Source organism: Pseudomonas sp. UBT, from assembly GCF_050915955.1.
In the GTDB taxonomy this organism is placed as follows: domain Bacteria; phylum Pseudomonadota; class Gammaproteobacteria; order Pseudomonadales; family Pseudomonadaceae; genus Aquipseudomonas; species Aquipseudomonas antarctica_A.
In genome coordinates this window covers 1,261,153-1,280,142 of record NZ_CP168079.1, presented here as the reverse complement: position 1 = coordinate 1,280,142, position 18,990 = coordinate 1,261,153, and the positions used below count along the sequence as shown (strand labels likewise).

Below are 18,990 nucleotides of genomic sequence, written 5' to 3'. Positions count from 1 at the left end.
TTGGCTGCGATAGGGTGCAGCGCGGTCTTTCGCCTGGCGCCCTCTTTTGGTGCCACCAGCAAATGATTAGACTGCCGGCCTCTTTGCAAGGATCGCCATCATGCTGTTGATGCTCTACCTCATCGCCATCACCGCCGAAGCCATGACCGGTGCCCTGTCCGCCGGTCGGCGCGGCATGGACTGGTTTGGTGTGGTGCTGATCGCCTGCGTCACGGCGCTGGGCGGCGGTTCGGTGCGTGATGTGTTGTTGGGGCATTACCCGCTGACCTGGGTCAAGCACCCGGAATATCTGGTGCTGACCTCGATCGCCGCGCTGGTGACGATCTTTATTGCGCCGCTGATGCGTCACCTGCGTTCGCTGTTCCTGGCGCTGGATGCGGTGGGGCTGGTGGCCTTCACCTTGATTGGCTGCATGACGGCGCTGGAAATGGGCCACGGCATGCTGGTGGCCTCGGTCAGCGGCGTCATCACCGGGGTTTTCGGCGGCATCCTGCGGGATATCTTCTGCAACGACATCCCACTGATCTTCCGTCGTGAGCTGTATGCCAGCGTGTCGTTCCTCGCCGCCTGGTTCTACATGCTGTGCCTGTACCTGGAACTGCCCAGCGAGCAGGCAATTTTGCTCACCTTGTTCAGCGGCTTTCTACTGCGCCTGCTGGCGATCCGTTTTCACTGGGAAATGCCCAAATTCGTCTACAACGACGACGTGCATTAGCGCTTAGCGTGCTGGTTCAGCGCCCACTCCACGTGTTCGCGCACCAGGTCCGAGGGGTAATCGCGGCGCGCCTTCAAGGCTTCCAGCACCGGAATGCTCGACGGCGCATTACCCAGGCCCACAGCCAGGTTGCGCAGCCAGCGCTCATAACCGGCGCGGCGTAGCGGTGAGCCTTCCGTGCTGCTGAGGAATTTATCCTCGTCCCACATAAACAGTTCAGCCAGCTCTGCGTTATCCAGATTATGCCGTGGCTTGAAATCACCTTCGTCGGTAGCGCGGGCGAAACGATTCCACGGGCAAACGATCTGACAGTCATCACAGCCGAACACGCGATTGCCGATCAGGGGGCGCAGGTCTTCCGGGATTGCGCTCTTGAGCTCGATGGTCAGGTAGGAAATGCAGCGTCGTGCATCCAGTACATAGGGGCCGACGAAGGCGTTGGTGGGGCAGATGTCCAGGCAGGCCGTGCAGCGGCCGCAATGTTCGGTGGTGTGAGGGGCGTCAACCGGCAGGGGCAAATCGACAAACAGTTCGCTCAGGAAGAAATAACTGCCGGCCTTGCGATTGAGTACCAGGGTGTTTTTGCCGATCCAGCCCAGGCCTGCCTGTTCGGCGATGGCTTTTTCCAGCACCGGCGCGCTGTCGACAAAGGCGCGAAAGCCGAACGGGCCGATCTGCGCCTGAATGCGGTCAGCCAGTTGCTGCACGCGTTTGCGGATCAGCTTGTGATAATCCCGGCCCAGGGCGTAACGGGAGATGTAGGCTTTCTCTGGCTTTGCCAGCAGTTGCGCCATTTGGGTGTCGCCTGGCAGATAATCCATGCGCAGCGACACCACGCGCAGAGTGCCCGGCACCAGTTCATCGGGATGGGAGCGTTTGCTGCCATGGGCGCCCATGTATTCCATCTCGCCGTGGTAGCCCGCGTCGAGCCAGCGTTGCAGGTGCTGCTCATGCTCGGCCAGGTCCAGGCCGCTGATGCCGACTTGTTGAAAGCCCAGTTCACGGCCCCAGTCTTTGATCGATTGGGCGAGGGCGGGCAGATCGGTGGTGATGGCAGGCATGAGACAAGGGAAACCGCAGGTTAGATAGGTATAATTCTGCCAGACATCGGAGCTTGAAGACGCATGCCGCAGACAAAACACGCAATAACCGACGTACAGCCCCTGTTGCACGGCCATTTGCCGCAACTCGCTGCGCGCGCCCCGGACGCCCATAAAGGCCAATTCGGCCACCTGTTGGTCATTGGCGGCGACCTAGGCTTTGGCGGCGCGGCACTGTTGAGTGCCGAAAGCGCCTTGCGCAGTGGCGCGGGCATGGTGTCCCTGGCGACCCGGCCTGAACACGTGCCGGCCGCACTGGCGCGCTTGCCGGAAGTCATGACCGTCGGCGTGAGTTCGGCCAACCAGTTGATGGGGCTGCTCGAAAAGATCTCAGTCATTGTCATCGGCCCGGGCCTGGGCGCTGCGTCCTGGGGTAAAAGCCTGTTGTCCGTCGCCGCCAATGCCTCGCAGCCGCAAGTCTGGGACGCAGATGCGTTGAATCAGTTGGCCACGGGCGGCGTAAGCCTTCCCGCTAACAGCGTGATTACGCCGCACCCTGGCGAGGCGGCGCGTTTGATGGGCATCACGACAGTCGAGGTTCAGGCCGATCGCCTTAAGGTGGCGCGCGCGTTGAGCCAGAAATTCAATGCAGTGACTATTCTCAAGGGTGCTGGCAGTTTGATTGCTAGCCCGGACGGACGTGTTTCGCGATGTGACCAAGGCCACCCGGCGATGGCCACCGCCGGTTTGGGTGACGTCCTGAGTGGCTTGGTGGGCGCATTACTTGCCCAAGGCATGCCCGCTTATGAAGCCAGCTGCCTGGCCGTGTGGCTGCACGCCACGGCGGGGGATCGTCAGGGCACCTTTGGGCGCGGCTTGGCTGCCAGCGACCTGATACCTGCCATTCGTCAATTGCTGGAGGAGCAGTCGCCGTGTCTGAAGTAACCCTTTTCCTGGCGGATGAAGACGCCATGGTCGCGTTCGGCAATCGCATTGCTCAGGTTACGGCCGGTGCCGGGTTGATCTTTCTCGAGGGCGATTTGGGGGCCGGGAAAACCACGCTGTCCCGCGGGATTATTCGTGGGTTGGGTCACGCCGGGGCGGTAAAAAGCCCTACATTTACCTTGGTCGAACCTTACGAGATCGGTGATGTTCGCGCTTTCCACTTCGATCTGTATCGCCTGGTAGATCCCGAAGAACTGGAGTACATGGGCATCCGTGATTACTTTGACGAAGATGTGTTGTGCTTGATCGAGTGGCCAGATAAAGGCACAGGCTTTTTGCCAAAGCCGGACCTGACCATTACCATTACGCCGCATGATCACGGACGTCAGCTGAAGTTGTTGCCCCAGAGTGCGCGCGGTGAGTCGTGGTGCGCTGCTCTGGCATTGGAATTCAAATAAAATTGGTGGGGTTAGGTATGCGCTTTCGCGCGATGGTTGCTGTCGTAGGGGTGTTGCTTGCGGCAATGACTTTCAATGCTCTGGCTGCTTCACAGGTGAAAAGTGTTCGCCTATGGCGAGCGCCGGATAACACGCGACTGGTGTTCGACCTGTCTGGCCCGGTCCAGCACAGCGTCTTTACCCTGACGGCGCCCGATCGCCTGGTGATCGACATCAATGGCGCGACCCTGGCCGCGCCGCTGAAAGTCTCCACTGCCAATACGCCGATCACGTCGATGCGCTCGGCTCAGCGCACGCCGACCGATCTGCGTGTGGTCATCGACCTGAAAAAGGCCGTGACCCCGAAAAGTTTTGTGCTGGCGCCGAACGCCCAATACGGCAATCGGCTGGTGGTCGACCTGTTCGACAACGCCGCCGATGCCGCACCGCCGCCTGCGCCAACCCCAAGTGTTGCGACCGTGCCGGCAGTGCCCGTCAACCCGTCGCAACCACAGGTCAAGCTGCCACCGCCGCCGCCAGCGCCTGCGGGCAAGCGCGACATTATCGTGGTGATCGACGCCGGCCACGGCGGTGAAGACCCGGGTGCCTCCGGCTCGCGCGGGCAGCACGAAAAAGACGTGGTACTGGCCATCGCCCGTGAACTGCAGCGTCAGGTCAATGGCATGAAAGGCTATCGCGCTGAGCTGACCCGTACCGGCGACTACTTCATTCCGTTGCGCGGCCGTACCGAAATCGCCCGCAAGAAGGGCGCTGACCTGTTTGTGTCGATCCATGCCGACGCCGCACCTTCGGCCGCCGCCTTTGGCGCTTCGGTGTTTGCCCTGTCGGACCGCGGTGCTACATCCGAAACTGCACGTTGGCTGGCCGACAGTGAAAACCGTTCCGACTTGATCGGCGGCGCCGGCAACGTGTCCCTCGATGACAAGGACAAAATGCTCGCCGGCGTACTGCTCGACCTGTCGATGACCGCTTCGCTGACGTCCAGCTTGAACGTCGGCCAGAAGGTTCTGAGCAACATTGGCCGCGTGACCTCGCTGCACAAACAGCGCGTGGAACAGGCGGGTTTCATGGTGTTGAAGTCGCCGGACATTCCATCGATCCTGGTGGAAACCGGGTTTATCTCCAACTCCAACGAAGCCTCGAAGTTGGCCAGTGCCGGCCACCAGCAGGCCCTGGCCCGCTCGATCAGTGCGGGTATTCGTCAGTTCTTCCAGCAGAACCCGCCACCGGGCACCTACATCGCCTGGCTGCGTGACTCCGGGAAAATCGCCCAGGGCCCGCGCGACCATCGCGTGCAGCCCGGTGACACCCTGGCCATGCTCGCCGTGCGTTTCCAGGTCTCGGCCGCGACCTTGCGCAGCGCCAATAACCTGAAAACCGATGAGTTGAAAGTCGGTCAGGTATTGACCATTCCTGGCACTGAATTGGCGGCGCAGTAATGAGCGAATCAGTTCTGAACAGCGGTTCACGCATCGAACTGCTCAGCCCGCGCCTTGCCAACCAGATTGCGGCGGGCGAGGTCGTTGAGCGCCCGGCATCGGTGATCAAGGAACTGCTGGAAAACAGTATCGACTCGGGTGCCAAACGCATTGATGTCGACGTGGAGCAAGGCGGCGTCAAGCTGCTGCGGGTGCGCGACGACGGCAGTGGCATCTCTTCGGATGACCTGCCGCTGGCCTTGGCCCGTCACGCGACCAGCAAGATTCGCGACCTGGAAGACCTTGAACGGGTCATGAGTCTGGGCTTTCGCGGTGAAGCATTGGCGTCCATCAGCTCTGTGGCGCGCCTGACCCTGACTTCCCGCACCCGCGACGCCGAGCAGGCGTGGCAGGTGGAAACCGAAGGCCGCGACATGGCGCCTCGGGTCCAGCCAGCGGCGCACCCGGTGGGTACGTCGGTTGAGGTGCGCGACCTGTTCTTCAACACCCCGGCGCGACGCAAATTCCTCAAGGCCGAAAAAACCGAATTCGATCACCTGCAAGAAGTCATCAAGCGCCTGGCACTGGCGCGCTTCGACGTGGCGTTCCATTTGCGCCACAACGGCAAGACTATCCTCAGCCTGCACGAAGCCCATGACGATGCCGCCCGTGCTCGGCGTGTGTCGGCAATCTGCGGCGCGGGCTTCCTGGAGCAGGCGCTGCCGATTGAAATCGAACGCAACGGCTTGCGGCTGTGGGGCTGGGTAGGCTTGCCGACGTTCTCCCGTAGCCAGGCGGACTTGCAGTATTTCTTTGTGAATGGCCGTGCGGTGCGCGACAAACTGGTGGCCCACGCGGTGCGCCAGGCTTATCGCGACGTATTGTTCAACGGTCGCCATCCGACGTTTGTACTGTTCTTTGAGGTCGATCCGTCGGTGGTCGACGTCAACGTGCACCCGACCAAACACGAAGTGCGCTTTCGCGACGGGCGCATGGTGCATGACTTCCTGTATGGCACCTTGCACCGCGCCCTGGGCGATGTGCGCCCGGATGATCAGCTGTCTGCGCCAATCGTGACGGCCGTTGTGCGCCCGAGTGGTCCGGAAGCCGGCGAGTTCGGTCCTCAGGGCGAAATGAGCCTGGCGGCCAACCTGCTGCAGTCGCCACAGCCACAACCGGCTTATACCGCGCCGGGTTCCGGGGCAGGCGCAGGTTATCAGTATCAATACACGCCGCGTCCGCAGTCGACGGTGCCGGTAGCTGAGGCCCAGGCGGCCTATCGTGAGTTCTTCGCGCCGCTGCCGGGTGCCGAGCCGGGCGCTGTCGCGTTGCCGGAGGGCGGTGGTGATATTCCGCCGCTCGGCTATGCGCTGGCCCAGCTCAAGGGCATCTACATTTTGGCGGAAAACGCCCACGGCCTGGTGCTGGTGGACATGCACGCCGCCCATGAGCGGATCATGTACGAGCGCCTGAAGATCGCCATGGCCAGTGAAGGTCTCAGCGGCCAACCCCTGTTGGTGCCCGAATCCCTGGCGGTCAGCCAGCGCGAGGCCGACTGCGCCGAAGAACACCACAGCGTGTTCCAGAAACTGGGCTTCGAACTGCAACGCCTGGGCCCTGAAACGTTGGCTATCCGCCAGATTCCCGCACTGCTCAAGCAGGCTGAGGCCAACCGTTTGGTCGCCGACGTACTGGCCGATCTGATGGAATATGGCACCAGCGACCGCATCCAGGCGCATATCAACGAACTGCTCGGTACCATGGCCTGTCATGGTGCGATCCGCGCCAACCGCCGCCTGGCCTTGCCGGAAATGAACGGCCTGCTGCGCGACATGGAAAACACCGAGCGCAGCGGGCAATGCAACCATGGCCGACCGACCTGGACCCAGATGGGCCTGGACGATTTGGACAAACTGTTCTTGCGCGGCCGGTGATGAGTGCCTTGCCCCCCGCCATCTTCCTGATGGGCCCCACGGCCGCCGGCAAGACCGACCTGGCTATCGAGCTGACCAAGGTGTTGCCGTGCGAGCTGATCAGTGTCGACTCTGCACTGGTTTACCGGGACATGGACATTGGCACTGCCAAACCATCCAAAGCGCTGTTGGCCGAGCATCCGCATAGGCTGATCGATATCATCGACCCGTCCGAGAGCTATTCCGCAGCGGATTTCCGTACCGATGCCCTGGCCGCCATGGCCGAAATCACCGCGCGGGGCAATATTCCGCTGCTGGTGGGCGGTACGATGCTCTATTACAAGGCTTTGCAGGAAGGCCTGGCGGATATGCCGCCGGCCGACGCCCAGGTGCGTGCCGAGCTTGAGGAAGAAGCTGCACGCCTTGGCTGGCAAGCCCTGCATGACCAGTTGGCGGCTATTGATCCGGTGTCCGCCGCGCGCATTCATCCCAACGACCCCCAGCGCCTCACCCGGGCCCTGGAAGTCTGGCGCGTGAGCGGCCAGACCATGACTGAACATAGGCTGAAACAAACTGCGCAAAGTGCTCAAGCAGGCGCATCTGGACAGTCACAATTGCCCTATACTGTGGCGAATCTGGCCATTGCTCCGGCAAATCGCCAGGTGCTGCATGAGCGAATTGCACAAAGATTCACAATTATGTTGGAACAGGGGTTTGTGGACGAGGTCGTAGCACTGCGTTCAAGAGGTGATCTGCATGCTGGGTTGCCTTCGATACGTGCTGTTGGCTATCGCCAAGTCTGGGATCATCTGGATGGCAAGCTGACGTCAGCCGAAATGCAGGAGCGCGGCATCATTGCCACGCGCCAATTGGCGAAGCGCCAGTTCACCTGGCTGCGCAGCTGGAGCGATTTGCACTGGTTGGACAGCCTGGACAGCGACAATCTGTCACGCGCCTTGAAATACTTGGGAACGGTCTCCATATTGAGCTGAGTCCTTGCAATTGCCGTCTATCCTTGGGGGTGTGACGGCCATAAGCTATCTATTTTCCGAATTTTATTATTGATCCTTAAAGGAGTGCGGCACATGTCAAAAGGGCATTCGCTACAAGACCCTTACTTGAATACTTTACGTAAAGAGAAAGTTGGGGTTTCCATCTACCTGGTCAACGGTATCAAGTTGCAAGGCACGATCGAGTCGTTCGACCAGTTCGTGATCCTGCTGAAAAACACCGTCAGCCAGATGGTTTACAAACACGCTATCTCGACAGTCGTTCCAGTGCGTCCTATCCGTCTGCCTAGCGCAGCGGGTGACGAACAGGGTGACGCTGAGCCAGGTAACGCCTGATAGGAGTCTCCTTTGTTCTTTGAGCGCCACGGTGGTGGTGAGCGAGTAATCCTCGTTCACTTGGATGGACAGGACCCTGAGGCGCGCGAAGATCCGCAGGAGTTTCAGGAGTTGGCAAATTCGGCCGGCGCCGAGACCGTTGCGTTTTTTAACGTACCGCGTCATCGGCCAACCGCCAAATACCTGATCGGCAGCGGCAAGGTCGAGGAATTACGCGATCTGGTGCATGCTGAAGAAGCCGATCTGGTGATCTTCAATCACACCCTCACGCCCAGTCAGGAACGTAACCTCGAACGTGTTTTCGAGTGTCGCGTGATCGACCGCACCGGTCTGATTCTCGATATTTTCGCCCAACGCGCCCGTACTCATGAAGGCAAGCTCCAGGTCGAACTGGCCCAGCTTGACCACATGAGCACCCGCCTGGTTCGTGGCTGGACTCACCTTGAGCGTCAAGGTGGCGGTATCGGCATGCGTGGCCCGGGTGAAACCCAACTGGAAACCGACCGCCGTCTGCTGCGGGTTCGCCTGCGCCAGATCAAGGGTCGCCTGGAAAAGGTACGCAGCCAGCGCGAGCAGTCGCGACGCGGCCGGATGCGTGCGGATATCCCTACCGTGTCCCTGGTGGGCTATACCAACGCCGGCAAATCCACACTGTTCAATAAAGTGACGAAATCGGACGTGTACGCGGCCGACCAACTCTTCGCCACGCTTGATCCGACCTTGCGCCGTCTGGAACTGGACGACCTGGGGCCGATTGTCCTGGCCGACACCGTGGGTTTCATTCGTCACTTGCCCCACAAGCTGGTCGAGGCGTTTCGGTCTACGCTCGAAGAGTCGAGCAACTCCGACCTGCTGCTGCACGTGATCGATGCGGCCGAACCGGATCGCATGTTGCAGATCGAGCAGGTGATGCTGGTGCTGGGCGAGATTGGTGCACAAGACTTGCCGATCCTCGAGGTCTATAACAAACTCGATTTGCTTGAAGGCGTTGAGCCACAAATCCAGCGCGATGAGAACGGCAAGCCCCAGCGGGTATGGCTGTCGGCGCGCGATGGTACTGGCTTGGATTTGCTTGAACAGGCCATTGCCGAGTTGCTGGGCAGCGATTTGTTTGTCGGCACCTTGCGCTTGCCTCAGCGTTTTGCTCGACTGCGTGCACAGTTTTTTGAGTTGGGCGCGGTACAGAAAGAAGAATACGACGAAGAAGGTGTCAGCTTGCTGGCCGTTCGATTGCCGCGTTCGGAGCTGAATCGGCTGGTCAGTCGTGAAGGTGTGGTACCGGCCGAGTTCATCGAACAACACACTTTGCAATAAAAGCCTCCTAAAGCGGTTGTGCCGCAGTAGCAGGCATTCTGTAGCATTGGTCGGCGCGCCGTGGGTGCGTCTTTGCTTTATCAGATGGAGAGCGCTATGGCTTGGAATGAGCCGGGTGGCAACTCGAATAATCAGGATCCTTGGGGTGGTAAGCGCCGCAATAATGGCGACCGCAAGGGGCCACCAGATCTCGACGAGGCCTTCCGAAAGCTGCAGGAAAGCCTGAATGGGTTGTTCGGTGGTGGAAAAAAACGCGGTGGTGACGAAGGCGGTCGCACAAGCAAGGGCGGCGGCTATGGCCTGCTGGGCCTGGGTCTTGTCGTGCTGGCTGCCGTCTGGCTGTACAGCGCCGTGTACGTGGTGGACGAGCAGGAGCAAGCCGTGGTGCTGCGCTTCGGCAAGTACTACGAGACTGTCGGGCCAGGCCTGAACATCTATTTCCCGCCGATCGACAAGAAGTACATGGAGAACGTCACGCGTGAGCGTGCCTACACCAAGCAGGGCCAGATGCTGACCGAAGACGAGAACATCGTCGAAGTGCCGCTGACCGTGCAGTACAAGATCAGCAACCTGCAGGACTTCGTGCTGAACGTTGATCAGCCTGAAATCAGCCTGCAACACGCAACCGAAAGCGCCCTGCGCCACGTGGTGGGTTCCACCGCCATGGACCAGGTGCTGACCGAAGGTCGTGAGTTGATGGCCAGCGAAATCAAGGAGCGCCTGCAACGGTTCCTCGATACCTATCGCACCGGTATCACCGTCACCCAGGTGAACGTACAGAGCGCAGCTGCACCGCGCGAAGTACAGGAAGCCTTTGACGACGTGATCCGCGCCCGTGAAGACGAGCAGCGTTCGCGTAACCAGGCCGAAACCTATGCCAACGGCGTCGTGCCGGAAGCGCGTGGTCAGGCCCAGCGTATCCTTGAGGATGCAAACGGTTACCGCGATGAAGTGGTTTCGCGTGCCAAGGGTGAAGCGGATCGCTTTACCAAGCTGGTCGCCGAGTACCGCAAGGCGCCGGAAGTCACGCGTGAGCGTCTGTATCTGGACACCATGCAGGAAGTCTTCAGCAACACCAGCAAGGTTCTCGTGACCGGCAGCAAAGGTGGGCAGAACAACCTGCTGTACCTGCCGCTGGACAAGATGATCGAAGGTGGTCGTAGCAGCACCAGCGCGCCGTCCACCGGTTCGAACGCTGCTGCTAACGAAGCGAGCGCCCGTGCGGCCGCTGACTTGCTGCAACAGCAAACACGTACCAGGGAGAGTCGTTGATGAGCAATAAATCGCTGACCGCCCTGATTGTGGGCGTCGTCGTGGTCATCGCTGCCTGGAACTGCTTCTACATCGTGTCTCAGACCGAGCGCGCGGTGTTGCTGCAATTCGGTCGTGTGGTCCAGGCGGATGTCCAGCCGGGCCTGCATGTGAAAGTCCCCTACGTGAACCAGGTGCGCAAGTTCGACGGCCGCCTGATGACCCTGGATGCACCGACACAGCGCTTCCTGACCCTGGAAAAGAAAGCCGTGATGGTTGACGCCTACGCCAAGTGGCGCGTCAAGGATGCCGAGCGTTTCTACACCGCGACTTCCGGCCTCAAGCAGATTGCCGACGAGCGTTTGTCGCGCCGTCTGGAGTCGGGCCTGCGTGACCAGTTTGGTAAGCGCACCCTGCACGAGGTGGTATCCGGTGAGCGTGATGCGCTGATGGCTGACATCACGCGCTCGTTGAACGCAATGGCTGAGAAAGAGCTGGGCATCGAAGTGATCGATGTTCGGGTCAAGGCGATCGACCTGCCGAAGGAAGTGAACCGCAGCGTGTTCGAGCGTATGAGCACCGAGCGTGAGCGTGAAGCCCGTGAGCACCGCGCCAAGGGTAACGAGCTGGCTGAAGGTATCCGTGCGGATGCCGACCGTCAGCGCCGTGTACTGCTGGCAGAAGCTTATCGCGAGTCTGAAGAGGCCCGTGGTGATGGTGATGCTCAAGCGGCGTCGATCTACGCCAAGGCTTACGGCCAGGACCAGGAGTTCTACGCGTTCTACCGTAGCCTGCGCGCTTACCGCGAAAGTTTCGCGAACAAAACCGACGTCATGGTGCTGGACCCAAGCAGCGACTTCTTCCGCTACCTGGAAAAGTCCAAGTAATCAGCCTGTGACTCTGTAGGAAGCACTCCGTCGGGCGGCTAAAACGCCTGGCGGGGTGATCCTTTCAGAAAACGGGTGTATGATGCGGCAGCCGGGAAATTCCCGGCTTTTTTGCGTCTGCATGTTTGATTGTTGCTGGTTGCGCAGGCGCCACAGGTTTTTCGAGGAAAGTGCCCGACGAGGCCGTTTGCAGGCCGTTCGTCACGTCGTTCTTGCGCGTTGTTTATGCAGGAGCCGGGTATTTTCTGCTTCACTCAAGGCTCGGCCGAGGGCTGGCCGCCCGGATCATAGGGGAATGGCGTAATGGCAACGGTAGACCGCTGGCTGCTGCCAGATGGCATCGAAGAAGTACTGCCACCAGAAGCTGCGCGCATTGAAGTAGCGCGTCGCCAGGTGTTGGATCTGTTCCAGAGCTGGGGTTACGAGTTTGTCGTAACTCCCCATATCGAGTACCTGGAATCCCTGCTGACCGGCGCGGGCCAGGACCTGGATCTGCGCACCTTCAAGGTCATCGACCCGCAATCGGGCCGACAAATGGGCTTCCGCGCTGATATCACGCCGCAAGTGGCGCGTATCGATGCGCATACCCTGCGCCGCGAAGGTCCAAGCCGTCTGTGCTACGCCGGCAGCGTGCTGCACGCGCAGCCGCGCGCCTTGTCGTCGTCCCGTAGCCCGATTCAACTGGGCGCCGAGTTGTACGGTGATGCCAGCCCGAGCAGCGACGTTGAAGTGATCAGCTTGATGTTGGCCATGCTGCAACTGGCTGACGTGCCGGATGTGCACATGGACCTGGGGCACGTCGGTATCTACCGTGGCCTGGCCCGTGCGGCCGGCTTGTCGGGGGAAGTTGAGCAGCAGTTGTTCGATGCCCTGCAACGCAAGGCTATCGATGAAGTGATCGCCCTTACCGAGGGTGTGCCTGCTGACCTCGCCGGCATGCTGCGCGCGCTGGTTGACCTGTGCGGCGGCCGTGAAGTGTTGGTGGCTGCACGCGAGCGCCTGGCCAATGCGCCGGCGCCAGTGCTGGCGGCGCTGGATGACGTGCTGGCGATTGCCGAACGGTTGTCGGCGCGGTTCCCGCAGTTGCCGCTGTATTTTGACCTGGGCGAGTTGCGCGGCTACCACTACCACACCGGTGTGGTGTTCGCAGTGTTTGTGCCGGGTGTTGGCCAGGCCATCGCCCAAGGCGGTCGTTATGACGATATCGGCGCCGACTTCGGTCGCGCACGTCCGGCGACTGGCTTTTCTACCGATTTGAAAACCCTGGTGACCCTGGGGCGTGCTGAGGTCGAGCTGCCGTCTGGTGGCATCTGGATGCCCGACAGTACGGACGCAGCACTCTGGCAGCAGGTTTGCCAGTTGCGCAGTGAGGGTCAGCGTGTCGTCCAGGCCCTGCCTGGGCAGCCATTGGCCGCCGCCCGTGAAGCGGACTGCGACCAGCAATTGATTCTGCAGAACGGGCTTTGGCAAGTATCGCCACTGGCTTCTTGAGTATTCCTGCCGGCCATCGCCGGCACCAAGTTTGCGCGAATGAGGACAAGTGTTATGGGTAAGAATGTCGTAGTCCTGGGCACCCAATGGGGTGATGAGGGCAAAGGCAAGATCGTTGATCTGCTGACCGAACATGCTGCCGCCGTAGTGCGCTATCAAGGTGGCCACAACGCTGGCCACACCCTGGTCATCGATGGCGAAAAAACCGTCTTGCACCTGATTCCGTCGGGCGTACTGCGCGAAGGCGTGCAGTGCCTGATCGGTAACGGCGTGGTGGTTGCACCTGACGCCCTGCTGCGCGAGATCATCAAGCTGGAAGAGAAAGGCGTACCGGTGCGCGAGCGCCTGCGTATCAGCCCGTCCTGCCCGCTGATCCTGTCCTTCCACGTAGCGCTGGACCAGGCCCGTGAAAAGGCCCGTGGCGAGCTGAAGATCGGCACCACCGGTCGCGGCATCGGCCCTGCGTACGAAGACAAAGTGGCTCGTCGTGGCCTGCGTGTGGGCGACCTGCTCAACATGCCGCGTTTTGAAGACAAGCTGCGTGAACTGGTGGAATACCACAACTTCATGTTGGTCGGTTATTACAAAGAACCCGCCATCGACTTCGAAACCACCCTGGCCGAGTGCAAGGAATACGCTGAGCTGCTCAAGCCGCTGATGCTGGACGTGACTGCCGAGCTGCACGACTTGCGTCGTGCTGGCAAAGACATCATGTTCGAAGGCGCCCAAGGTTCGTTGCTCGACATCGACCACGGCACCTATCCGTACGTGACCAGCTCCAACACCACCGCCGGTGGCGTTGCTACCGGTTCGGGCGTTGGTCCTATGTTCCTGGACTACATCCTGGGCATCACCAAGGCTTACACCACGCGCGTGGGTTCGGGTCCGTTCCCGACTGAGCTGTTCGACGAAGTCGGTGCGCACCTGGCCAAGCAAGGTCACGAGTTTGGCGCGACCACTGGCCGTGCTCGTCGTTGTGGTTGGTTTGACGCCGTTATCCTGCGTCGCGCAATCGATGTGAACAGCATTTCGGGCATTTGCCTGACCAAGCTGGACGTACTCGACGGTCTGGAAGCCATCAACATCTGCGTCGGCTACAAAGATGCAGAAGGCAAGGACGTTGCTCCGACTGACGCTGACAGCTACCTAGGCCTGCAGCCTGTGTACGAAGAAGTGCCGGGTTGGACCGAATCGACCGTGGGTGCCAAAACCCTGGAAGAGCTGCCAGCCAACGCCCGTGCTTACATCAAACGCGTTGAAGAGCTGATCGGCGCGCCTATTGACATTATTTCGACGGGTCCGGACCGCAACGAGACCATCGTTCTGCGTCACCCGTTCGCGTAATAAGCTGTTGATGTAAAAAGTAAAGGGCTCCTTCGGGAGCCCTTTTTTATTGGCGCCAGACAAACGGCACGACCCTTGCTTTGGTTCTCTCTTTCGCGGTGCTATCAAATTAATGGCACCCGTGGTGGAGGGATTCCCAGTGTCTGCTGTTCTCTCACTGTTACAAAGCCGGCTGTTGCGGCCGGTGTTCGTTACCCTAGGTATCGCTCTTTTGGTGCAAGTGCTGGTGGCTGTCGCTCTGACGAGGAGCACGGTCACTGCATTGGAAGCTGATTTGGGCAATCGCCTGGGTATCGACAGCCAGAAACTCTCCGGTGAACTGGCGCAAGCCGGCAAGGAAGTCACATCGAGTCTGGACAGCCTGTCTTCCAGCACCCGTCAGCGCCTGACCGCAGGACTTTCCACGCGACTGCAGGAAGAGCAGAAGCAATTGCGTGCGACCCTGGAAAAAGATCTGCAAGACTCCGCCAATGATATGGCGCAACTGCTGGCCTCGGTGGCGCCGCGTGCCATGTGGGACAGCGACGTGCCGACCTTGTCGGAGTTTGCTCGGCGCGCCCAGCGCAATCCCAACGTGTTGTTCGTGGTCTACGACGACGCTGCCGGTGAGCATCTGACCCGTTATCTCAACCGTGACAACCCGATCAACCAGGCATTGCTGGCGAAAGGGCAGGGCGACCGCGCCCTGGATAAAGTGCTGGACGCTGCGAAGGCTGATCCTGCTGTTTACTACGTTGAGGCATCCATCAGCCCCAACGGCGTCGAGATCGGCAAAGTCCGCATGGGGGTTTCGACGGCGTCCGTGGAGACTGATCTGCAAGCGCTCGATAAACGTTTTGCCGCACTCATCGCCAGCAGTGATCAGTTGGTCGGTGACAGCCTCAAAGGGGCTGCCGCGGACAGTGCGTCAGCCATGGGCGCGCGCCTGCAATCGGCGCAAGCCACCGCCACCCAGATGACCGCCAACACCACCAGCGCCGTACAGGACGCCGCCGGCACCTTGCGCTGGCGTATCGGCATGGGGCTCGCCGTGGTGGGGTTCGGCGTGTTGCTGCTGATCGCTATCGTGTTGGGGCGTCGTGTGGTCAACCGCCTGAAGCTGTTGATTGCGGCCATGGATGACTTGGCGGCGGGCGAGGGCGACCTCACCAAGCGCGTGCAGATCAGCAGCAAGGATGAAATCGGCGACATGGCCTCGGCGGTCAATCGCTTTGTGGATAAGTTGCAGCCGATCGTGCGTGAGGCGGGGGATGTGGCCCAGCGTACCGGCGTGGAAATCGGCGCCATGACCTTGCGCAATGCCGGTGCCGACAAGGCGGCCGGTTTGCAGCGTGATGAAGTGGCCGAGAGCTTGCGCGCGCTGTCGCAAATGGCAGACGAGGCCCAGGCCGAAAGCCATGCGATGCAAGCGGCGTTGCAACAGGTGGTGGAAATCCGCCAGGCAACGGATGAAAACTCGCGCACTTCAGCGGAGGTCGGCAGCTTGATCGAAGCGCTGGCGGGGCAGGTGCAGGCGGGGTCTCAGGTTATTGAGCGCCTGGCGCAGCAAAGCGAACAAATTGAAGTGGTGCTGACAGTGATTCACGACATTGCCGAGCAGACCAACTTGCTGGCGCTTAACGCCGCGATCGAAGCCGCGCGTGCCGGTGAGACCGGGCGTGGCTTCGCGGTAGTGGCCGACGAGGTGCGTGCCCTGGCCAGCAAAACCCAGAGTTCCACGGGTGATATCCAGGCGCATATCGTGGCGTTGCAGCAGGGCGCACGTGAGGCGGTGGACACCATCGGCAAGGCGGGGCGTCAGGCGAGCGAAGGCTTGCTGGTGCTGCGCGACAGCGTGCGCCTGCAGCAGACGGTGCAGGCTTCGGTGGAGCAGGTGCATGCGGCGATTGGCTTGGCGACGCGTGCGGCTGAGCATCAGGCTCAAGGCGCGCATGCGGTGCGTGGGCGGGTCGAAGTGATTCACGCCCAGGCCGAGCGTGCCGCGCAGGCGGTGGTGGAGACCACGGCCAGCGGCAAGGTGCTGGATGGGTTGGCGGCGCAGTTGAAGGCGAGCCTGGGGCAGTTCAGGGCTTGATGTCGCTTGGTAGGGCCCTTTCGCGAGCAAGCCCGCTCCCACATTGGAATGCGTTTCAAATGTGGGAGCGGGCTTGCTCGCGAAAGCTATTTCAGCGGCTCAGATACATCCGCGTCGTCAGCAGATACACCGGCAACCCCGACACCAGAATCAACAACGCCGCATAAGGCGCCGCCGCTGCAAACTCCACATTCGAGGTGTGCGCCCACACGGCGGTGGCCAGGGTGTTCAGCCCGGTCGGGCTGAGCAGTAACGTCGCCGTCAATTCCTTCATGGCATCCAGAAACACCAGTGCGAACGCCGCACCCAGTGCCGGGAAAATAATCGGCAGGGTCACTCGGCAAAACGCGCTGAAAGAGGACGCGCCCAGTGTGCGTGCGGCTTCCTCCAGCTGCGGTGCTGCCTTGTTGAGTGCTGTGCGAATCGGCGCCTGGGCCAGCGGCAAAAAAAGCAGCGCGTAAGCGATCAGCAGCAACGCCGACGTCTGATACAGCGCCGGCACATAATGCAGCGCGAAATACACCAGCGTCAGCGCGATCACCAAGCCAGGCAGGGCGTGCAGCAGATAAGGCAGGCGTTCAGCCCAGATCGCCAGTGAGCCTTTGTAGCGCACCACCAGCAGGCCCACCGGCACGGCCAGGATCAGGCAAAGCGCGGCGCCACCCAGTGACAGCGCCAGGGAAGACAGCAGTGCCTCGCCGATTTCGGCCACGGGAAATGCCGCCGACGAACCCACCGCCAGCCAGTAGCCGAGCATCCCCAAAGGAATGCCGCTGCCAATGATCGCCAGCGCCAGGCAATAGAGTTGACCGAGTGGCGCCCATTGACCCAATTGAACCTGCTCAGCATGCCGCGCCGCGCCCTGCCCGATGCGTACATGTCGGCCCTTGCCGCGTACGCGCAGCTCCAGCCACAGCAGCGTCAGGCACATCACCAGCAACACCGCCGAGAGCATCGCGGCATTGGCATTGCTGAATTCCAGTTCGAATTGTTGGTAGATGGCAGTGGTGAACGTCTGCAGGCCGATGATCGACAGCGCGCCGAACTCCACCAGCATGTGCAGGGCGATCAGCAGCGCACCCGCGAGCAGCGAAGGCCAGAGCAAGGGCAGCGTAATAAGGAAAAACACGCCCCAACGATTCTGCCCAAGGGTGCGGGCCGACTCTTCAAGGGACGGGTCCAGATTGCGCAAGGTTGCCGCTACCGGCAGAAACACCAGCGGGTATTTGGACAGGGTCATCACCAGGATCGCACCGCCCAGCCCTTCGAAGTTGGCGCTCAGCGATACCCAGGTAAAGCTGCTGACAAACGCCGGTACCGCAAACGGCAGGCACAGGATCACGCCCCAGATGCGTCGGCCCGGCAGGTTGCTGCGTTCGAGCAGCCAAGCCAGTGACAGGCCGATCACGCCGCAGGCCAGGGTCACCCCGACCATCAAGGCCAGGGTGTTACGCAGCAGCCCAAATACATAGGGCCGCCACAGCAGATGCACCGCCTCCGTCCAGCCCGCCTGCCAAGCCTTGGTCCCGACATACAGCAGCGGCAACAGGCTCAACCCCACCAGAAACAGAACGGGGAGTAACAGCCAGATCGAGGGACGTTTGCGTCGCGGGCTAAAACCCCCACGCAAAGTGGGGGCGGGTGGCGGTGGGTTCATCAGTTCAAGCCAACGTCACGTTCCAGGTCCAGGGCTTCTTCGGCGTTGCCCAGGTCGGCAGGGGTGACTTTCGGCGGTTGCAGCTCGCTGAAAGGCTTGAGGCCACGGTTGGATTCCATGCCCTTGCGCAGCGGGTATTCAGCCGAGGTATCGGTGATTACGCGTTGGCCTTCTTCGCTGGTCATGAATGCCAGCAATTGCTGGGCTTCTTTCGGGTGTTTGCTGGATTTCAGTGCGGCAGCGGAAGACACGGTGATCAGGCCGCCGGCATCACCATCGGTGAAGTAATGCAGTTGCGAGTCCAGATTGGTTTTTTCTTTCTTCAGGGCAAACCAGTAGTAGTTGTTCACCAGCACGGTGGCCACTTCGCCGTTTTCCACCGCTTTGAGGGCGACCATGTTGTTGCTGTACACCTTGCCGAAAGCGCGCAGGCCGGTCAGCCATTCTTCAGCGGCTTCACGACCGTGCAGCTTGATAATCGCCACAGCTTGTTCCTGGAAGGCGCCGCTGGTAGGTACAAAGCCGACTTTGCCTTGCCACTCGGGCCCGGCGAAATCCAGTACCGATTTAGGCAGGTCTTTTTCGGCAATCAGTTTCGGGTTGAACGCGACGACGCGGGTGCGTGCGGTCACGCCCATCCAGTCAGCGTTTTTGCCTACATAGTCTTTGGGTAATACGTCGAGGGTGCTGGCGTCGATCTTGGCCAGCAGGCCTTGCTCGCCGAGTTTGTTCAGCGGCGGCGATTCTTCGGTGTAGATCACGTCAGCGGGGGAGCGGTCGCCTTCTTCGACAACCTGGCTGGCCAGCTGGTTGCTGCTGCCTTTGCGCACATTGACGTGAATGCCGGTCTTGGCTTCGAAGGCCTTGGCGAGTTGATCGCCGACTTCTTTGTGTTGGCCGTTGTACAAGGTCAGTGACACCTTGTCGGCGGAATAGGCGGCGGGCGAGAGCAGGGTCAGGCTGAGCAGGGTGAGGGTCAGGCCACGCAGAAGGGATGTTTTGAGACGGGTATTGCTTATGGTCATCCGAAGCTTTCCTCGTATAAGTGCAACAAATCATTGCCGATTTGTATGAGCAGGATAAACGATAAAACTTCTCAAGTGCGGATGAGGGGGAAATCACTGGGGAAGTTTTTAA

The 18,990-nt window shown here is 60.6% G+C and carries 16 protein-coding genes and 1 pseudogene; 14 read left to right on the top strand and 3 right to left on the bottom strand.

Annotation, left to right across the window (positions count from 1 at the left end; all coding sequences use genetic code 11):
• The first annotated feature begins 97 nt into the window (after positions 1 to 97).
• Positions 98 to 715 carry a trimeric intracellular cation channel family protein gene (locus ACDZ94_RS05940; RefSeq protein ID WP_169875734.1) on the top strand — a complete coding sequence of 206 codons (618 nt, stop codon included), beginning with the start codon at positions 98 to 100 and terminating at the stop codon, positions 713 to 715.
• Here the strand turns inward: ACDZ94_RS05940 and queG are convergent.
• Positions 712 to 1,776, bottom strand: coding sequence for a tRNA epoxyqueuosine(34) reductase QueG (gene queG, locus ACDZ94_RS05935; RefSeq protein WP_432751195.1), 1,065 nt, complete (start codon positions 1,774 to 1,776; stop codon positions 712 to 714). The genes ACDZ94_RS05940 and queG overlap by 4 nt on opposite strands.
• Before the next feature lie 63 nt (positions 1,777 to 1,839).
• Here queG and ACDZ94_RS05930 point away from each other — a divergent pair, with 63 nt between their 5' ends.
• The 13 genes and pseudogenes from ACDZ94_RS05930 (at position 1,840) to ACDZ94_RS05870 (ending at position 16,196) form a co-directional block, all read left to right on the top strand.
• Positions 1,840 to 2,700, top strand: coding sequence for an NAD(P)H-hydrate dehydratase (locus ACDZ94_RS05930; protein WP_221293779.1), 861 nt, complete (start codon positions 1,840 to 1,842; stop codon positions 2,698 to 2,700).
• The gene (gene tsaE / locus ACDZ94_RS05925) at positions 2,688 to 3,158 is read left to right on the top strand and encodes a tRNA (adenosine(37)-N6)-threonylcarbamoyltransferase complex ATPase subunit type 1 TsaE (RefSeq protein WP_432751194.1); all 471 of its coding nucleotides are present in this window, start codon (positions 2,688 to 2,690) and stop codon (positions 3,156 to 3,158) included. Before ACDZ94_RS05930 ends, tsaE begins: the two co-directional genes overlap by 13 nt.
• A gap of 17 nt (positions 3,159 to 3,175) precedes the next feature.
• Entirely contained in the window at positions 3,176 to 4,597 is a 1,422-nt protein-coding gene (locus ACDZ94_RS05920; protein WP_064450403.1) for an N-acetylmuramoyl-L-alanine amidase, read from the top strand.
• Positions 4,597 to 6,510 (top strand): DNA mismatch repair endonuclease MutL, encoded by a 1,914-nt coding sequence (gene mutL, locus ACDZ94_RS05915; RefSeq protein WP_410524778.1) that lies wholly within the window; start codon positions 4,597 to 4,599, stop codon positions 6,508 to 6,510. The genes ACDZ94_RS05920 and mutL overlap by 1 nt, the downstream gene beginning before the upstream one ends.
• On the top strand, positions 6,510 to 7,481 hold the full coding sequence (miaA, locus tag ACDZ94_RS05910; RefSeq protein WP_064450405.1) for a tRNA (adenosine(37)-N6)-dimethylallyltransferase MiaA: 972 nt from the start codon (positions 6,510 to 6,512) through the stop codon (positions 7,479 to 7,481). Before mutL ends, miaA begins: the two co-directional genes overlap by 1 nt.
• Positions 7,482 to 7,574: 93 nt before the next feature.
• Positions 7,575 to 7,835, top strand: coding sequence for an RNA chaperone Hfq (hfq, locus tag ACDZ94_RS05905; protein WP_003188059.1), 261 nt, complete (start codon positions 7,575 to 7,577; stop codon positions 7,833 to 7,835).
• Between the two features lie 12 nt (positions 7,836 to 7,847).
• Complete coding sequence (gene hflX / locus ACDZ94_RS05900) at positions 7,848 to 9,149, top strand: ribosome rescue GTPase HflX (RefSeq protein WP_432751193.1); 1,302 nt, start codon at positions 7,848 to 7,850, stop codon at positions 9,147 to 9,149.
• A gap of 96 nt (positions 9,150 to 9,245) precedes the next feature.
• Complete coding sequence (gene hflK, locus ACDZ94_RS05895; protein ID WP_012721916.1) at positions 9,246 to 10,421, top strand: FtsH protease activity modulator HflK; 1,176 nt, start codon at positions 9,246 to 9,248, stop codon at positions 10,419 to 10,421.
• The gene (gene hflC / locus ACDZ94_RS05890) at positions 10,421 to 11,287 is read left to right on the top strand and encodes a protease modulator HflC (protein ID WP_003217510.1); all 867 of its coding nucleotides are present in this window, start codon (positions 10,421 to 10,423) and stop codon (positions 11,285 to 11,287) included. Before hflK ends, hflC begins: the two co-directional genes overlap by 1 nt.
• Before the next feature lie 303 nt (positions 11,288 to 11,590).
• Entirely contained in the window at positions 11,591 to 12,778 is a 1,188-nt protein-coding gene (locus ACDZ94_RS05885; protein ID WP_064450407.1) for an ATP phosphoribosyltransferase regulatory subunit, read from the top strand.
• A 54-nt stretch (positions 12,779 to 12,832) separates the two neighbouring features.
• Complete coding sequence (locus tag ACDZ94_RS05880) at positions 12,833 to 14,122, top strand: adenylosuccinate synthase (protein ID WP_432751192.1); 1,290 nt, start codon at positions 12,833 to 12,835, stop codon at positions 14,120 to 14,122.
• Between the two features lie 112 nt (positions 14,123 to 14,234).
• A pseudogene (locus tag ACDZ94_RS05875) lies at positions 14,235 to 15,290 on the top strand (methyl-accepting chemotaxis protein); the annotation flags it as partial.
• A 21-nt stretch (positions 15,291 to 15,311) separates the two neighbouring features.
• On the top strand, positions 15,312 to 16,196 hold the full coding sequence (locus tag ACDZ94_RS05870; RefSeq protein ID WP_432751484.1) for a methyl-accepting chemotaxis protein: 885 nt from the start codon (positions 15,312 to 15,314) through the stop codon (positions 16,194 to 16,196).
• Positions 16,197 to 16,287: 91 nt separating this feature from the next.
• Here the strand turns inward: ACDZ94_RS05870 and ACDZ94_RS05865 are convergent, their stop codons facing one another.
• Complete coding sequence (locus tag ACDZ94_RS05865) at positions 16,288 to 17,853, bottom strand: ABC transporter permease (RefSeq protein WP_432751191.1); 1,566 nt, start codon at positions 17,851 to 17,853, stop codon at positions 16,288 to 16,290.
• On the bottom strand, positions 17,853 to 18,878 hold the full coding sequence (locus ACDZ94_RS05860; RefSeq protein WP_064450411.1) for an extracellular solute-binding protein: 1,026 nt from the start codon (positions 18,876 to 18,878) through the stop codon (positions 17,853 to 17,855). The genes ACDZ94_RS05865 and ACDZ94_RS05860 overlap by 1 nt, the downstream gene beginning before the upstream one ends.
• Between the last annotated feature and the right edge of the window lie 112 nt (positions 18,879 to 18,990).